Here is a 15,205-nt window from a genome sequence, read left to right as displayed (position 1 = left end):
CCTGTTCGACGGCCGGGGCGGCCGCGCGGGCGGTGTGGGCGTGCGTTCATCGCGATAGGTGAATGGGATCCGGTGCCAGAAGGCCCCTAAACGGCACGCCTGGGTCGTTTGTCGGATCCGGTGTGACTGCGTGTAGCCGATATCGGCCCCGCGCAGGCCCCGGGAGCCGGGTGGAGGCGCCCGGGCGGCCGCGTGCCCGCCCCCGCGCCCGAGCCGAACACTCCAATCGGGCATGAATAGGGCATAGTGTTCCGAGAACCTGTTCTGGAATCGCGCGCTTCGTCGTCCCGGGGCCGCCAAGAGTGTCGCTGGGCGCGCTTCCCGCCCCTGCACGCATTTAACGCGGAGTATTCACACAGGTCACGGCCATGTCGGGGTCACCGCACTGGCCCGGCGGCCGCTCCGGGTGTCGAAGAGCGCGAGCCCCGGAGCTGTTCCGCCTTCCTGGACCGCGAGGGGCCTGCCGCCCGGCGGGCGGGCCCGGGAACCGCCCCGCTCACTCCGTCGCCGCCTTCTCTGGTGGCCGTCCGCACGCCCGGCGGCCGACTGTGCTCCGGTAAGGGCCGCCGACCTGTGTCGTCGCCGCCTTCTTCCTTGCGCTCCGGCGGCCCGGCGGCCGCCACGGGCGCCGAAGACCGCGAACCCCGGGGCCGCGCCGCCCCGCCCAGACCGCGAGCAACCCGCCGCCCGGCAGGCAGGGTCGGGGAACCGGCCCGCGCATTCCGTCGCCGCCGATCACGGTGGCCATTCGCACGCGCGGCGGCCGACCTCGCTGCGGGGAGGGCCGCCCACCTCTCGTCGTTGTCGACCTCCGCCTCATGCTCTGGTGGCCTGTTGCTCGGCCAGGGCCTGTGGGCGGGGCGCTGGCCCCTCCCGTCGTTGCCGGGTGGGCCCGGCTCCGGTGTCCGCGTTCTAAAGTGGACGGCGATCATGGCTACCTTGCGCGACGACGACCGGCACCACCCTGTCCTGGACCGGCTCCGGATGCCCCTTCCCGTTCTCGATTCCCTCGCCTGCCCCCACTGCCGGGGCAGCATCGGTCCGGCCGGGAACGCGCTCCGCTGTACCTCGGGGCACTCCTTCGACGTCGCCAAAGAGGGCTACGCCGGACTCCTCACCGGTGCCGGGACCACCGGGACCGCCGACACCGCCGACATGGTCCGCGACCGGCAGGGCTTCCAGGAGGCCGGGCACTACGCCCCCCTCGCCTCCCGCATCGCCGAAGCCGCCGCCCCCGCACTGGCCGACGGCGGATTGGCGGCCGACGTCGGCGCCGGTACCGGCTACTACCTCCGAAATGTCCTCGACCGCTCCCCGGACGCCTTCGGCCTCGGGCTCGACCTCTCCAAATACGCCCTCCGCCGGGCCGCGAAGGCCCACCCCCGCGCCGGGGCCGCCGCCTGCGACGCCTGGCGCGGCCTGCCCCTGCGCGACGGCGCGGTGTCCGCCCTGCTCAACGTCTTCGCCCCGCGCGGCGCCGATGAGTTCCACCGGGTGCTGCGCCCCGGCGGCGCCCTCATCGTCGTCACCCCCGGCCCCGACCACCTGGGCGAACTCGTCGGCGCCCTCGGCCTGGTCTCCGTCGACGCCCGCAAGGAGGAGCGCCTGGAGGAAACGCTCTCGCCCCGCTTCGAGCGCACCGGCGGCGAGGACGCCGGCTTCACCATGCGCCTGCCCCGCTCCGACGCCCTGACCGTCGCGGGCATGGGCCCCAGCGCCCGCCACCTCGCGCCCGGCGAGCTGGAGCGACGCGCCGCCGCGCTGACCGAACCGGTCGAGGTCACCGCCTCCTTCCGGATCGGGGTGTACCGGCCCCGGTAGGCCGGGCGCCCGGACGGGGGGACGCCGGTCCCGCGTGGCCGCGCTCCCCGGCGGGTACGGGCACCTCGTGGACGACGGCGCTGGTGACCGGCTCAGTGTGTGGGCCCCGGAGCACGACCGGGTCCGCCTGCGGGCCGACGGGAACGACCGGGACATGGAACCGCGGCCGGGAGGCTGGTGGGTGCTGGACGGCCCGCCCCCCGCCCCCGGCACCGACTACGCCTTCCTCCTGGGCGACGACCCCGAGCCGCTGCCCGACCCCCGGTCGGCCTGGCAGCCCCACGGCGTCACCGGCCCCTCCCGCGCCTACGACCACTCCGCCTTCCCCTGGACCGACGGCGGCTGGCGCGGCCGCGCCCTGCCCGGGTCGGTCCTGTACGAGCTGCACATCGGCACCTTCACCCCCGAGGGCACCTTCGACGCCGCCGTGGGCCGCCTCGACCACCTGGCCGACCTCGGCGTGGACCTGGTCGAGGTGATGCCGGTCAACGCCTTCGACGGCGACCGCGGCTGGGGCTACGACGGCGTCCTGTGGTACGCCGTCCACGAGCCCTACGGCGGCCCCGACGGCCTCAAGCGCTTCGTCGACGCCTGCCACGCCCGGGGCCTGGGCGTCGTCCTCGACGTCGTCTACAACCATCTGGGCCCCTCCGGGGCGACGCTGCCCCGATTCGGCCCCTACTTCTCGGGCGGGTCGACCGCCTGGGGCCCCTCCCTCAACCTCGACGGCCCCGGCTCCGACGAGGTGCGGCGCTACGTCGTCGACAACGCCCTGGGCTGGCTGCGCCACTACCACCTGGACGGCCTGCGCCTGGACGCCGTGCACGCGCTGCACGACACCCGCGCCCTCCCGCTCCTCCCCGGGCTGTCGGCCGAGGTGGAGGCGCTCGCCGCCGGGCTCGGCCGCCCCCTGTCGCTGATCGCCGAGTCCGACCGCAACGACCCGCGCACGGTGCGCTCGCGCTCCGCCGGGGGGCTGGGCATGGACGCCCAGTGGTCCGACGACCTGCACCACGCCCTGCACACCGCGCTCACCGGGGAGACCCAGGGCTACTACGCCGACTTCGCCGGTCCCGCCGTGCTGCCGCGCACCCTGCGCCGGACCTTCCTGCACGACGGCGGGTACTCCTCCTTCCGGGGCCGCGGCCACGGCGCCCCCGTCGACCCCTCGGCCGACTCCGGCGCCCGCTTCCTGGCCTACCTGCAGACCCACGACCAGGTCGGCAACCGGGCCCTGGGCGACCGGCTGTCCGCGTCGGTCCCGCCCGGCCTGCTGGTGTGCGGGGCGGCGCTGGTCCTGTGCTCGCCCTACACGCCGATGCTGTTCATGGGGGAGGAGTGGGCGGCCTCCACGCCCTGGCGGTTCTTCGCCTCCTTCCCCGACCCCGGCCTGGCCGAGGCGGTGCGCCAGGGGCGGCGCCGCGAGTTCGCCGCGCACGGGTGGACCGGCGCCGTGCCCGACCCCATGGACCCGGCCGCGCGCGAGGCCTCCGTCCTGGACTGGGCCGAGCCCGCCGCCGACCCCCACCGCGCGGTGCTGGAGGCCTACCGGGAGCTGATCGCGCTGCGCCGCGCCCGCCCCGAGCTGGCCGACCCCCGCCTGGACCGGTTCACCGTGCGCGCCTCCGACGACGGGCGCGTGCTGGTGCTGCACCGCGGCCCGCTGCGGGTGGCGTGCAACCTGCGGCCGCACCCGGCCGACGCGGTGCTGGACGCCCCGGTGCGGCGGGTGCTGCTGGCCTCGTCGGACCCGCGGGTGCGGGGCGGCCGGATCGGCCTGGACGGGCACGCGTTCGCGGTCGCCGAGGTCACGGCCCCGGGCCCGGACCACCCCGGCCACCCGCCCGACCTTTACTGCGAAAACCGTTAAGGATTCGCTGATCGCCTGCGCTATCAGTTGTCAATCTCAAGTTTCGCCTCTGAAACAGTTGACGAATCGGGGTCGGGGTGCTGATCATGGGGCACCGCACCCGAATCGGACAATGGGCAAGGGGCCATGAGCACGAACACCGCGCAGGAAGCGACCCCGGACGAGGTCCAAAGACTCTCGGACGCCGCCCGGGACCACCTGTGGATGCACTTCACCCGCCACTCGACGTTCGAGGACGGCGCCCGCGTCCCCGTCATCACCCGCGGCGACGGGGTCCACATCTGGGACGCCGAGGGCCGCCGCTACATCGACGGCCTGGCCGGCCTCTTCGTCGTCCAGGCCGGGCACGGGCGCCGGGAGATCGCCGAGGCGGCGTCGCGCCAGGCCGCCGAACTCGCCTACTTCCCGCTGTGGAGCTACGCCCACCCCACCGCGATCGAACTGGCCGAGCGCCTCACCGCGCAGACCCCCGGCGACCTGAACCGGGTCTTCTTCACCACCAGCGGCAGCGAGGCCGTGGAGACCGCCTGGAAGCTCGCCAAGCAGTACTTCTCCCTCACCGGCCGCCCCGAGAAGCGCAAGGTCATCAGCCGCTCGGTCGCCTACCACGGCACCACCCACGGCGCCCTGTCCATCACCGGCGTCCCCGACCTGAAGAAGGTCTTCGAGCCGCTGGTCCCCGGCGCCCACAAGGTGGCCAACACCAACCTGTACCGGGCCGACGAGATCACCGGCGAGACCGGGATGTCCAAGGACCCCGAGGCGTTCGGCCGCTGGGCCGCCCACCAGGTCGAACAGGCCATCCTCAACGAGGGGCCCGAGACCGTCGCCGCCGTCTTCCTGGAGCCGGTGCAGAACTCCGGCGGCTGCTTCCCGCCGCCGCCCGGCTACTTCCGGGCGGTCCGCGAGATCTGCGACAAGTACGACGTGCTGCTGGTGTCCGACGAGGTCATCTGCGCCTTCGGGCGGGTGGGCCACATGTTCGCCTGCGAGCGCTACGGCTACACCCCCGACATCATCACCTGCGCCAAGGGCATGACCTCCGGCTACGCCCCCATCGGCGCGGCCATCGCCTCCGACCGGATCTTCGAGCCGTTCCGCCGGGGCCCCAACGCCTTCACGCACGGCTACACCTTCGGCGGCCACCCGGTGTCCTCGGCGGTGGCCCTGGCCAACCTCGACGTGTTCGAGCGCGAGGGGCTGACGGGCCACGTGCGCGAGAACGAGGCGGCGTTCCGCTCCACCCTGGAGAGGCTCAAGGACCTGCCGATCGTCGGCGACGTGCGCGGCGACGGCTACTTCTACGGCATCGAGCTGGTCAAGGACCGGGAGACCCGGCAGACCTTCGACGCCGACGAGTCCGAGCGCATCCTGCGCGGCTTCCTGTCGGGCGCGCTGTTCGACGCGGGCCTGTACTGCCGCGCCGACGACCGTGGCGACCCGGTCATCCAGCTGGCCCCGGCCCTGGTCGCAGACCAGGCCGTGTTCGACGAGATGGAGCAGATCCTGCGCTCGGTTCTGACCGAGGCGGTCTCCCTGCTGTGAAGGGCGTCCCGGTAAGGGGAGGCTGGACGCGGAAGCGCCGCGTTCTGGGATGGGGGTGGGCCCCGGGCACCGTGCGGTGTCCGGGGCCCACCCCGTGTACGGATTCCGTGGCCGACGGGGCCGCCGACGGCCCTGAACGGGCGTCAGTGGTCGATGAGCCCGCCGACGGGGACCGGGGGCACGTGCCCGGACGCGGGAAGGGTCCGTGCCAGGTCGAGACCGACGTCCACCAGCGACGACCGGGGCAGGCGCGCGACATCGGCCGGCGGCGTCCACGCCGTCCCGAGGGTGTCCGGGTCCGGCGGCGAGGCGGGGTCCGGCCCCGGACCCGAGCGCGGTCCGCCGCCGCTGATCCGGACCCGGTAGAAGATTCCGACATTCTGGTGCGCGACCCCCGAACGTGCCTCGGCTGCGGGGATCACCCGCGAGTCCACGCCGAGGAGGCGCTCGACCTCCGCGCCGTACCCGGTCTCCTCCGTGACCTCCCGGGTGACCGCGTCGAACGGGTCCTCGCCGTGCTCGACCCTGCCGCCCGGAAGCGTCCAGTTCCCCGACGTGTGGCGGGTGAGCAGCACCTTCCCGTCTTCGATGCACAGCGCGTACGCCGCCAGGCGGAAGCTCGCCCCTTTCCGCCCTCCTGCGGGCGCCCTGAGAGCGCCTGCCGTGTCCTCGTCCGATCTGCTCGTCTCGCCCATGCGGCCATGATGGCCCGGCCCGCACCCGCCGGAGAGCGTGTGCCCGACGCCGGTGGGGGCGGGAGCCGGTCGGGACGATCGAAGACCGGATACGTCCGGCCTGAAGCCGCTGTGGTCACACCGACCAGGGGGGCGGAAACAGCACCACTCCAGTGGACGCCTCATGTCCCCGGTATCGGCCCCCGTCCCCACCGCCCGGGGGGCCGCCGCCCGCCCCGCCACCCACCTCCCGGCGGCCGATCGGTTCCGAAGGCGCAGATACGCCCGCAGCGAGACGCCGTCGCCGATGATTCCGTGCCGACTCACGGGCGCCTCTTCCGGGTCGATATCGTGGAAAGTCCTCCCAACCGCCCGACAGCGACCCGGCCGCGCCGTGCGCGGCCCCACCGAAAGGCCCGGCATGCGCGACCACCCGTCCGGGAGCGGGGCGCCTCCCGACGCGGCGCCGCGCGTCCTTCTCGTGGACAACCACGACTCCTACACCTACAACCTGCACCAGCTCATCTGGCAGGTCGCCGGGGCCGAGCCGCACACCGTGCCCAACGACGCCTTCGACCCGGCCGACGTCCTCGCCGGGGGCCACACCCACCTGGTCGTCTCGCCGGGCCCCGGCAGTCCGCACGTGCCCGGCGACGTCGGGCGCCTGCCCGAGCTGCTGGAGTCCTTCCCCGGCCCCGTCCTCGGGGTGTGCCTGGGCCACCAGCTCCTCGCCGCGCTCGCGGGCGGCAAGGCCGAGCACGCGCCCCGCGTCATGCACGGCCGCGTCGACGAGGTCGCCCACGACGGGCGCGGGGTCTTCGCCGGGCTGCCCCAGGGCTTCCGGTGCGTGCGCTACCACTCCCTGGCCGTCCCCGAGCCGCTGCCGTCCGCCCTCGAAGCGGCCGCGCGCGCCTCCGACGGCGTCCTGATGGGGCTGCGGCACCGGACCCGGCCCGTGCACGGGGTCCAGTTCCACCCCGAGTCGGTCGAGACCGAGTACGGCCGCGAGCTCATCGCCAACTTCCTCGCCCTGCCCGCCGCCCCGCAGACCCGCGCGGCCGCCGCGACGGCGCGCACGCCGCAGACGCGGCCCCGCACCCCGACGGCCCCCGCCCCGACCGCGCACACCACCGGCGCCTCCGCCCCCGCCCACGACGTCCACGTGCGCGCCGTCGACCTGCACGCCTCGCCCGAGGACGTCTTCACCGCCCTGCACGCCGACGACGACCACGCCTTCTGGCTCGACAGCGCCCGCACCGCCTACGGCATGGGCCGCTACAGCTTCCTCGGCTCCGTCGACACCCGCCGCGACCCGCTGCTCCGCTTCAGCTCCGGCCCCGGGGCGCCCCGCCTGGAGGAGGTGCGCGGCGGCACCGTCCGCCCCCTCGACGGCGGCCTCTTCGAGGAATTGGCCCGCCGCACCGCCGTCGACCGGGTCGACCCCGCCGCCTTCCCGCTGCCCTTCCTCGGCGGCCTCGTCGGCTACCTCGGCTACGGCGCCGCCGACGGCACCTCCTCGGCCGGACCCGTCCGCCCCGACCCGCACGGCCCCGACGCCGAGTTCCTCACCGTCCGCCGCTTCCTGGCCGCCGACCACCTCACCGGCGCCGCCTGGCTCGTGCACACCGGCGGGACCGCCGCCGAGGCCGCCGCCTGGTTCGACGGCTATGAGGCGCGGCTGCGCGCGGTGCGCCCCGCTCCGCCCCCGCCGCCGCCCGTCCCGCAGGGGGCGGCCGCCGCCTCCCTCACCCGCCGGGACTACCTGGACGACCTGGACACCGTCCGCTCCTGGCTCCTCGACGGCGAGAGCTACGAGGCCTGCTACACCTACGCCATGGAGGCCGCCGCCCCCGGCGGCCCCCGCGGCCTGCTCGACGCCTACCGGCGCCTGCGCCGCGACAACCCCGCCCCCTACGCCGCCTACCTGCGCAGCGGCGCCCGCACCGTCCTCAGCGCCTCCCCGGAGCGGTTCCTGGAGGTCGACGCGCACGGCTGGGCCGAGAGCAAGCCCATCAAGGGCACCGCCGCCCGGCGCACCGACCCCGGCGACGACGCGGCGGCCGCGCGGGAACTGGCCGCCGACACCAAGACCCGCGGCGAGAACCTGATGATCGCCGACCTCATCCGCAACGACCTGGGCCGGGTCTGCCGCCCCGGCAGCGTCCAGGTGCCCCGGCTCATGGGCGTGGAGTCCTACGCGACCGTCCACCAGCTGGTCACCTCGGTCAAGGGCCGCCTGCGCGCCGACCGCGGCGCGGTGGACTGCCTGCGCGCCCTGTTCCCCGGAGGCTCCATGACCGGCGCCCCCAAGGAGCGCACCGTCGCCCTCCTCGACGCGCTGGAGCGGCGGCCCCGCGGCCCCTACGCGGGCTGCCTGGGCTATCTCGGCTTCAACGGGACCGCCGACCTGAGCATCGTCATCCGCACCCTGGTGTGCGACGGCGACCGGGCGCGCCTGGGCACCGGCGGCGCCATCACCGCGATGTCCGACCCGGCCGACGAGCACCGTGAGACCCTCCTGAAGGCGGCGGCGGTGCTCCGCGGCATCGGCGCCGAACCGCCGGAGGATTCCCGCTGAGGGAGCGAGAGACCTCACGTCGCGGCGCCCCCGCCCGAGCGGTCGGCGCCGCATAGTCTTTGCCCAGTCGCAATGGGGCGGCCGCGCGCCGCGGCACGGGGGAGTGGCAGTGCACGGAGAGTACAAGGTTCCGGGCGGGAAGCTCGTCGTCGTCGACTTCGAGGTGGAGGACGGGCGGCTGCGCAATGTCCGCGTCGCGGGCGACTTCTTCCTCGAACCCGACGAGGCCCTGGAGGAGATCGACCGCGCGCTCGAAGGCGCCCCGGCCGACACCGACGCCAAGGCGCTCGCCGGGCGCATCGAGAGCGCCCTGCCCGAGGGCACGGTCATGTTCGGCTTCTCGGCCGAGGCCGTGGGCGTGGCGGTGCGCCGCGCGCTGGCCCACGCCACCACCTGGAGCGACTACGACTGGCAGCTCATCAAGGACGGGCCGCACGCCCCCGAGGTGCACATGGCCCTGGACGAGGTCCTCACCCGGGAGGTGGCGGCCGGGCGGCGCAAGCCGACCCTCAGGTTCTGGGAGTGGGACCGCCCGTCGGTGGTCATCGGCAGCTTCCAGTCCCTGCGCAACGAAGTCGACCCGGACGGGGCCCGCCGCCACGACGTGACGGTCGTGCGCCGCATCAGCGGCGGCGGCGCCATGTTCCAGGAGCCGGGCAACAGCATCACCTACTCGCTGTACGTGCCCGAGGCGATGGTGCACGGCATGCCGTTCGTCGACAGCTACGCCTACCTGGACGACTGGGTGCTGGGGGCGCTGGGCGACCTGGGCGTTGACGCCTGGTACCAGCCGCTCAACGACATCGCCTCCAAGGGCGGCAAGATCGCCGGAGCCGCCCAGAAGCGGGTGTCGGCGCACGGGTCGGCCGTGCTGCACCACGTGATGATGGCCTACGACATCGACGCCGAGAAGATGACCGACGTGCTGCGCATCGGCAGGGAGAAGCTGTCGGACAAGGGCACCAAGAGCGCCCAGAAGCGGGTGGACCCGCTGCGCCGCCAGACGGGCCTGTCGCGCGAGCAGGTGATGGACGCGATGGTGGCGACCTTCCGCGAGCGCAACGGCCTGACCGAGGACACCCTGACCGGCGAGGAGCTGGAGACCGCCCACGAGCTGGCCGTCACCAAGTTCGGCTCCCGCGACTGGACCTCCCGCGTGCCGTGACGGTGCCCCGCACGCGGCGCGGGGCCGACGGCCTCCTCCGACGACATCCTCCTCTTCCCCCTCCCCAACGCGCAGGGAAGAGGAGGATGCCGACCCGGCATCCGCCCCGGGGCCGGGCGGGCCCGTCAGGACGCGGAGCCTTCGGGGCCGCCCGGGCGGCGAAGCGCCGGTCCCCGGCGGCGCACACGGTCCGCCGGCCGGAACCTCCCGCCGTCAGGCCGAAGAGGGGGTCAATCCACGATCAGCACCTCCAGCGTCCGGGGCCCGTGCACGCCCTCGATCCGCTCCAGCTCGATGTCGCTGGTCGCCGACGGGCCGCTGATCCACGTCTGCGGCAGCGCCGGCTCCAGCCTCTCCACCGCCTCCGGCACCGAGTCCACAACCTGGCGGGCCCGCACCACGCACAGGTGGTAGTCGGGGATCAGCGTCAGGGCCCGGCGCCCCTGGTGCTCCCCGGTGTCCAGGATGATGGTGCCGGTCTCGGCCACCGCCACCGCGCACCCGGTCACCGTGCCGTCGACCGCGTCCAGCTCGGGGACGGTCAGCGCGCGCCCCTCCCACGGCGAGTCCCGCAGCACCTCCACGGCGCCGTCGGCGAACCACTCCGCGGGCAGGTCCCCCGGAACCGCCACCCGGGCGGCGCCGCGCCGCGCAAGCGCGTCGGCCACCGCCCCGGGCAGCCCGTCCGCCGACACCCGGCGCACCTGCGCCTTGTAGTCCTCCAGCCGGTCCACCAGCAGGTCTAGCGCGGGCCCCTGGCGGTGGGTGCGGTCGTACCGGCGCGGCACCGGGACGTCCTCGGGGTCCTCGCCGCGGGGGACGTCCGCCAGGGCGGCGCGCACCTTGGCCAGTACGCGCTCACGCGCCCCCATCGGCCCGCTCATCGGCGCTCCTCTCCGCCGCGTCCGCCCCGGGACCGGTCCCGCCACCAGTCGCGGAAGGGACGCTCGGGGACGTCGGGCACGTCCCGGGTGTCGGTCCAGGCCGCACCGGGCCCGGGCAGGCGCCGGGGCACCGCCCCGCGCAGCGCCGAGGCCGCGCGCTGGGCGGCGTGCAGCCGCTTGGGGTCCTCCAGCACCCACTCCGCCGCCGCCATGGCCGCCTTCTCCGGGCCCGGCCGCTTGCCGTCCACCACCTTCTCGCGCAGGTGGACCAGCACCTCGGGGATGTCGATCGCCACCGGGCACACCTCGTAGCACGCCCCGCACAGCGACGAGGCGAACGGCAGCGCCTTCTCCACCGGCCCCTGCAGGCCCTGCAGCTGCGGGGTCAGGATCGCGCCGATCGGACCGGGGTAGACCGACCCGTAGGCGTGGCCGCCCGTGCGCTCGTAGACCGGGCAGATGTTCAGGCACGCCGAGCAGCGGATGCACCGCAGCGCCTGGCGCCCCACCTCGTCGGCGAGGGAGTCGGTGCGCCCGTTGTCCAGCAGCACCAGGTGGAACTCCTGCGGCCCGTCGCCGGGGGTGACCCCCGTCCACACGGTGCTGTAGGGGTTCATCCGCTCGCCGGTGGAGGAGCGTGGCAGCAGCTGCATGAACACCTCCAGGTCCGACCAGCTCGGTACCAGCTTCTCGATGCCCACCACCGAGATCAGCGTCTCGGGCAGCGTCAGGCACATCCGCCCGTTGCCCTCGGACTCCAGCACCACCAGGCTGCCGGTGTCGGCCACGGCGAAGTTCGCCCCGGACACCGCCACCCTGGTCTCCAGGAACTTCTGCCGCAGGTGCCGCCGGGCGGCCTCGGCCAGCTCGCGCGGGTCGTCGCCGAGCCCCTCGGGGGCGGGCACCCCCCACGCGCCCATCCGCTCGCGGAAGATGCGCCCGATCTCGGCGCGGTTGCGGTGGATGGCCGGCACCAGGAAGTGCGAGGGCAGGTCCTCGCCGAGCTGCACGATCAGCTCGGCAAGGTCGGTCTCATAGGCCGTGATGCCCTCGGCCTCCAAGGCGTTGTTGAGCTCGATCTCCTGGGTGGCCATCGACTTGACCTTGACCACCTCGCGCTCCCCGGTGGCGCGCACCAGCCGGGTCACGATCGCCCGCGCCTCGTCGGCGTCGGCGGCCCAGTGCACGGTGCCGCCCGCGGCGGTTACCGACTCCTCCAGGGTCTCCAGGTACCGGTCCAGGTGGCGCAGGGTGCGGTCCTTGATCGCGCGCCCGGCCTCGCGCAGCTCGGACCAGTCGTCCAGCTCCTCCACCACCTCGCCGCGCTTGCCGCGGATGGTGCCGGTGGCCTTGCGCAGGTTGTGCCGCAGCTGGGCGTCGGCGGTGGCGCCGCGTGCCGCGTCGGGGAAGGCGGGCATCCCCACGAATGTCGCGCTGCTCATGCGAGGGCGGGCTCCCGTTCGGTCGAGGCGAGGATCTCTGCCAGGTGCACCACGCGCATGCCCGCGCGCTCACGGCTGAGCGTCCCGCCGATGTGCATCAGGCAGGAGTTGTCCACGGCGCACAGCACCTCGGCTCCGGTGGAGGCGGCGTTGCGGGCCTTGTCCGAGCCCATGGCCGCCGACACGTCGGGGTTCTTCACCGCGAACGTGCCGCCGAAGCCGCAGCACTCGGCGGCGCCGGGCAGGTCGACCAGCGTCAGCCCGCGCACGTTGCGCAGCAGCCGGTAGGGCTTGTCGCCCAGGCGCAGCATCCGCAGCCCGTGGCAGGTGGGGTGGTAGGTGACGGTGTGCGGGAAGTAGGCGCCCACGTCGGTGACGCCGAGCACGTCCACCAGCAGTTCGGACAGGTCGTACACGCGCGGAGCCAGCTCGGAGGCGGCGCGCTGCAGGCGGCTGCCGTGCTCGCCCAGGCGCGGGTAGTTGTCGCGGATCATGGCCGCGCAGGAGCCCGAGGGGGCGACGACGGCGTCCGCGTCCTCGAACGTGCGCACGAAACGCACGGCCAGGCGCTGGGCGTCGCGCCGGTACCCGGAGTTGTAGTGCATCTGGCCGCAGCAGGTCTGCTCCTCGGAGAACACGACCTCGTGGCCCAGCCTCTCCAGCAGACTCACCACGGCGCGCCCGGTGCCCGGGTAGAGCGTGTCGTTGACACAGGTGACGAACAGGGCGATCCGCATGCGCTCCCTCATCTCCAGGGCCGCTCCGGTGGGACGGCCCGCGGGGTCGGTTCGGTGCCGACACTCGGGCGTGGGCCTGTGCGGGCCCTTCCGGTGGGCCCGCCCGGCCCTGTGCGGGGCCGGGCGGGCGGAGGGCGTCCGCGGGGCTCACCCTAGACGCGGGTCCGGGCGTGGGCCCGGCGGCGGGAGGGCGTGTCGGCCCGTCCTGCCCGCCCCCGGTCAGGCGGCGGCCAGCACCTGGCGCTGGCGGCCCAGCAGGTCCACCTCCAGTTCCATCACGTCGCCGGGGCGCAGGTAGGGGGTGCCCGGCCGGGTCATGGCCACCCCGGCGGGGGTGCCGGTGATGACGACGTCGCCCGGGCGCAGCGCCATGAAACGGCTCAGGTGCCGCACCAGGTAGGGCACGTCGAAGAGCATCTTCGCGGTGGTGCCGTCCTGGACCAGCTCCCCGTTGACCCGGGTGCGCAGCCCGAGCGAGGCGGTGCCCCCGGCTCCCAGCTCGTCGGGGGTGGCCAGCCACGGGCCCAGCGGGGTGAAGGTCTCGAAGGACTTGCCCTTGCCCCACTGGCCGCCGTGGCCGAACTGGTGCTCGCGCTCGGTGACGTCGTTGGCGACCGTGTACCCGGCTACCGCCGCCTCGGCCTCGGCGTCGGTCTCCAGGTAGCGGGCGGTGCGCCCGATCACCACGGCCAGCTCCACCTCGTGGTCGGTGGCCGTGCAGCCGCGGGGGACGCGCACCGGGTCGTGCGGTCCCACCACGGTGTCGGTGGGCTTGATGAACACGATGGGCCGCTCGGGGGGCTCGGCCCCGGTGGCGGCCGCGTAGTCGGTGTAGTTGGTGCCGATGCCGATGAGCTTGCCGCGCGGGGCGACCGGCGGGCCCACGCGGGGACCGTCCGGGGTCCCGGCGCCGACGGCCCCGGCCAGCACCGGCAGCTCCCCGGCCTCCAGCGCCGCGCGGGCCCGCTCCAGGCCGCCGCCGGACAGGAAGTCGCCGTCGATGTCGGGGGTGATCGCGGACAGGTCGAGGGGGACGCCCTCGGGGGACAGGGCGGCGGGCCGTTCGGCCCCGGGCGGTCCGATTCTCAGCAGCTTCACGGTGCAGGCCTTTCCGTCGGCGGCACCCGCGGCCGGGGGCGGCACGCGGTCGCGTCGATTGGTCTGATCAGTTCGGTGCTGTCCGTCCGCCGATGCCCCGGGATCGGGCCGGTAGATGACGGTGTGGTCGACGTCATGTGGGCAAAGTGGTCGGATCACTTCTACGTGCAGGGGTGCGAAGGTGTCAAGATGGGCGGAGGAGAGACGCACGTGCGCGGGCCGACGGAGCCCGCCGCCCCTGAGAGGACCCCGCGTGAGCCCGACCGACGGCCCGAGCCCCGCGCCGCCCGCGACGCGCATGCCGGTGACCCGGCGCCCCATCGAGCGGATCAAGGCGATGATCGCCGAAGGGCGGCTGCGCCCCGGCGACCGCCTGCCCACCGAGCGGGACTTGGCGCACGAGTTCGAGGTCTCGCGCAGCTCCATGCGCGAGGCGGTGCGCACGCTGACCACCCTGGGCGTACTGGAGGTGCGGCACGGCGCGGGGGTGTACGTGTCCTCGCTGCGCCCGGCCGACCTACTGGAGACCTTCTCGGTACTGGCCGAGATCTCCCAGGGGGACACCCTCATCGAGGTGCTGCAGGTGCGCCGGATGCTGGAGCCGGCCGCCACCGCGCTGGCCGCCGCCCGCGCCACCGACGCCCAGCTGGAGCAGATCGGCGCCATCCTGGACCGGATCTCCTCGGGCGGCGGGCGCGAGACGGTCGCCGCCGACCTCACCTTCCACCAGGCGATCGTGCAGATCACCGGGAACGCCACGCTGGCGGCGATCAACGACGGGCTGTCCTCGCGCACCTTCAACGCACGGGTGTGGCGGGGCCACTGCGCCGACGGCCAGGCGGCCCGGCTGCGCCAGGACCACGAGCGCATCTACCGGGCGCTGCTGGCCCGCGACCCCGACGCGGCGCGCGCGGCGGCCACCATGCACGTGATGGAGGTGGAGCGGTGGCTGCGGGCGGACCTGGAGGCCGGGTCGGCCGAGGGGCGGGAGGCGCCCGAGGCGGCCAGGGCGGCCGAGGGGGCTGAGGGGACCAAGGCGGGGTGAGCGGCCTCACAGCCAGGGGTAACAGCGACGTCACCGGGCGTCGACGGGGCGCAACCTGGGCCGGGCAGCATCACCGCCATGGACGCAGTCGAGTCGGTACACGACCCTGATCCCGACCGCACACCGTACGGACCGCAGCCCGGGACCTCGCACGGACTCTTCGGTTTCATGGGCAGAGAGGCCCTGGAGGTGGGGGCGCTGCTGCTCGCCGGGGGAGCGGCGCACCTGCTGGTGCTCTCGCTGGGGCACAGCGAGGGCGGGGGAGCGCTGCTCATCGCGCTGGGAGCCGCCCTCGTGGCGGGCGCCTCGATGCACCGATGGCTACGCCACCGGCGACAGGCGCGTG

General features: G+C 74.6%; 11 protein-coding genes and 1 pseudogene. 7 read left to right on the top strand and 5 right to left on the bottom strand.

The annotated features are described in order from the left end of the window. The first annotated feature begins 984 nt into the window (after positions 1 to 984). From D476_RS0118465 to D476_RS0118455, 3 genes are all read left to right on the top strand, one after another. Positions 985 to 1,821 carry a putative RNA methyltransferase gene (locus D476_RS0118465; RefSeq protein ID WP_040726625.1) on the top strand — a complete coding sequence of 279 codons (837 nt, stop codon included), beginning with the start codon at positions 985 to 987 and terminating at the stop codon, positions 1,819 to 1,821. A gap of 34 nt (positions 1,822 to 1,855) precedes the next feature. Beyond that, positions 1,856 to 3,691, top strand: coding sequence for a malto-oligosyltrehalose trehalohydrolase (gene treZ, locus D476_RS0118460; RefSeq protein ID WP_017625413.1), 1,836 nt, complete (start codon positions 1,856 to 1,858; stop codon positions 3,689 to 3,691). Between the two features lie 126 nt (positions 3,692 to 3,817). Continuing rightward, entirely contained in the window at positions 3,818 to 5,236 is a 1,419-nt protein-coding gene (locus tag D476_RS0118455) for an aspartate aminotransferase family protein (protein ID WP_017625412.1), read from the top strand. 143 nt (positions 5,237 to 5,379) lie between these two features. On the opposite strand, the gene D476_RS0118450 is transcribed toward D476_RS0118455, so the two are convergent. Beyond that, positions 5,380 to 5,931, bottom strand: a complete 552-nt coding sequence (locus D476_RS0118450; protein ID WP_083939564.1) for an NUDIX domain-containing protein — start codon at positions 5,929 to 5,931, stop codon at positions 5,380 to 5,382. 400 nt (positions 5,932 to 6,331) lie between these two features. Between D476_RS0118450 and D476_RS0118445 the strand changes: the two genes are divergently transcribed. Both D476_RS0118445 and D476_RS0118440 read left to right on the top strand, forming a co-directional pair. Further along, positions 6,332 to 8,488, top strand: coding sequence for a chorismate-binding protein (locus D476_RS0118445; protein ID WP_017625410.1), 2,157 nt, complete (start codon positions 6,332 to 6,334; stop codon positions 8,486 to 8,488). 109 nt (positions 8,489 to 8,597) lie between these two features. Then, a complete protein-coding gene (locus D476_RS0118440; RefSeq protein ID WP_017625409.1) occupies positions 8,598 to 9,653 on the top strand; it encodes a lipoyl protein ligase domain-containing protein in 1,056 nt (351 codons plus the stop codon). A gap of 230 nt (positions 9,654 to 9,883) precedes the next feature. On the opposite strand, the gene D476_RS0118435 is transcribed toward D476_RS0118440, so the two are convergent. The 4 genes from D476_RS0118435 to D476_RS0118420 form a co-directional block, all read right to left on the bottom strand. Continuing rightward, a complete protein-coding gene (locus tag D476_RS0118435; protein WP_017625408.1) occupies positions 9,884 to 10,537 on the bottom strand; it encodes a LutC/YkgG family protein in 654 nt (217 codons plus the stop codon). Beyond that, positions 10,534 to 11,979, bottom strand: coding sequence for a LutB/LldF family L-lactate oxidation iron-sulfur protein (locus tag D476_RS0118430; protein WP_026123631.1), 1,446 nt, complete (start codon positions 11,977 to 11,979; stop codon positions 10,534 to 10,536). The genes D476_RS0118435 and D476_RS0118430 overlap by 4 nt, the downstream gene beginning before the upstream one ends. Continuing rightward, entirely contained in the window at positions 11,976 to 12,716 is a 741-nt protein-coding gene (locus D476_RS0118425; protein ID WP_017625406.1) for a (Fe-S)-binding protein, read from the bottom strand. Before D476_RS0118425 ends, D476_RS0118430 begins: the two co-directional genes overlap by 4 nt. Before the next feature lie 219 nt (positions 12,717 to 12,935). Continuing rightward, positions 12,936 to 13,814 (bottom strand): fumarylacetoacetate hydrolase family protein, encoded by an 879-nt coding sequence (locus D476_RS0118420; RefSeq protein WP_026123630.1) that lies wholly within the window; start codon positions 13,812 to 13,814, stop codon positions 12,936 to 12,938. A 253-nt stretch (positions 13,815 to 14,067) separates the two neighbouring features. Here D476_RS0118420 and D476_RS0118415 point away from each other — a divergent pair, with 253 nt between their 5' ends. Further along, positions 14,068 to 14,859: a FadR/GntR family transcriptional regulator gene (locus D476_RS0118415; protein ID WP_017625404.1), complete on the top strand. Its 792-nt coding sequence runs from the start codon at positions 14,068 to 14,070 to the stop codon at positions 14,857 to 14,859. Positions 14,860 to 14,937: 78 nt separating this feature from the next. Further along, positions 14,938 to 15,205, top strand: a pseudogene (locus D476_RS36480) (hypothetical protein); the annotation flags it as partial.

Origin of the sequence: Nocardiopsis chromatogenes YIM 90109 (assembly GCF_000341185.1) — a bacterium.
GTDB classification, from domain to species: Bacteria; Actinomycetota; Actinomycetes; order Streptosporangiales; family Streptosporangiaceae; genus Nocardiopsis_A; species Nocardiopsis_A chromatogenes.
The sequence above is the reverse complement of the archived record's forward strand: the minus strand, read 5'-3'. Positions and strand labels throughout refer to the sequence as shown.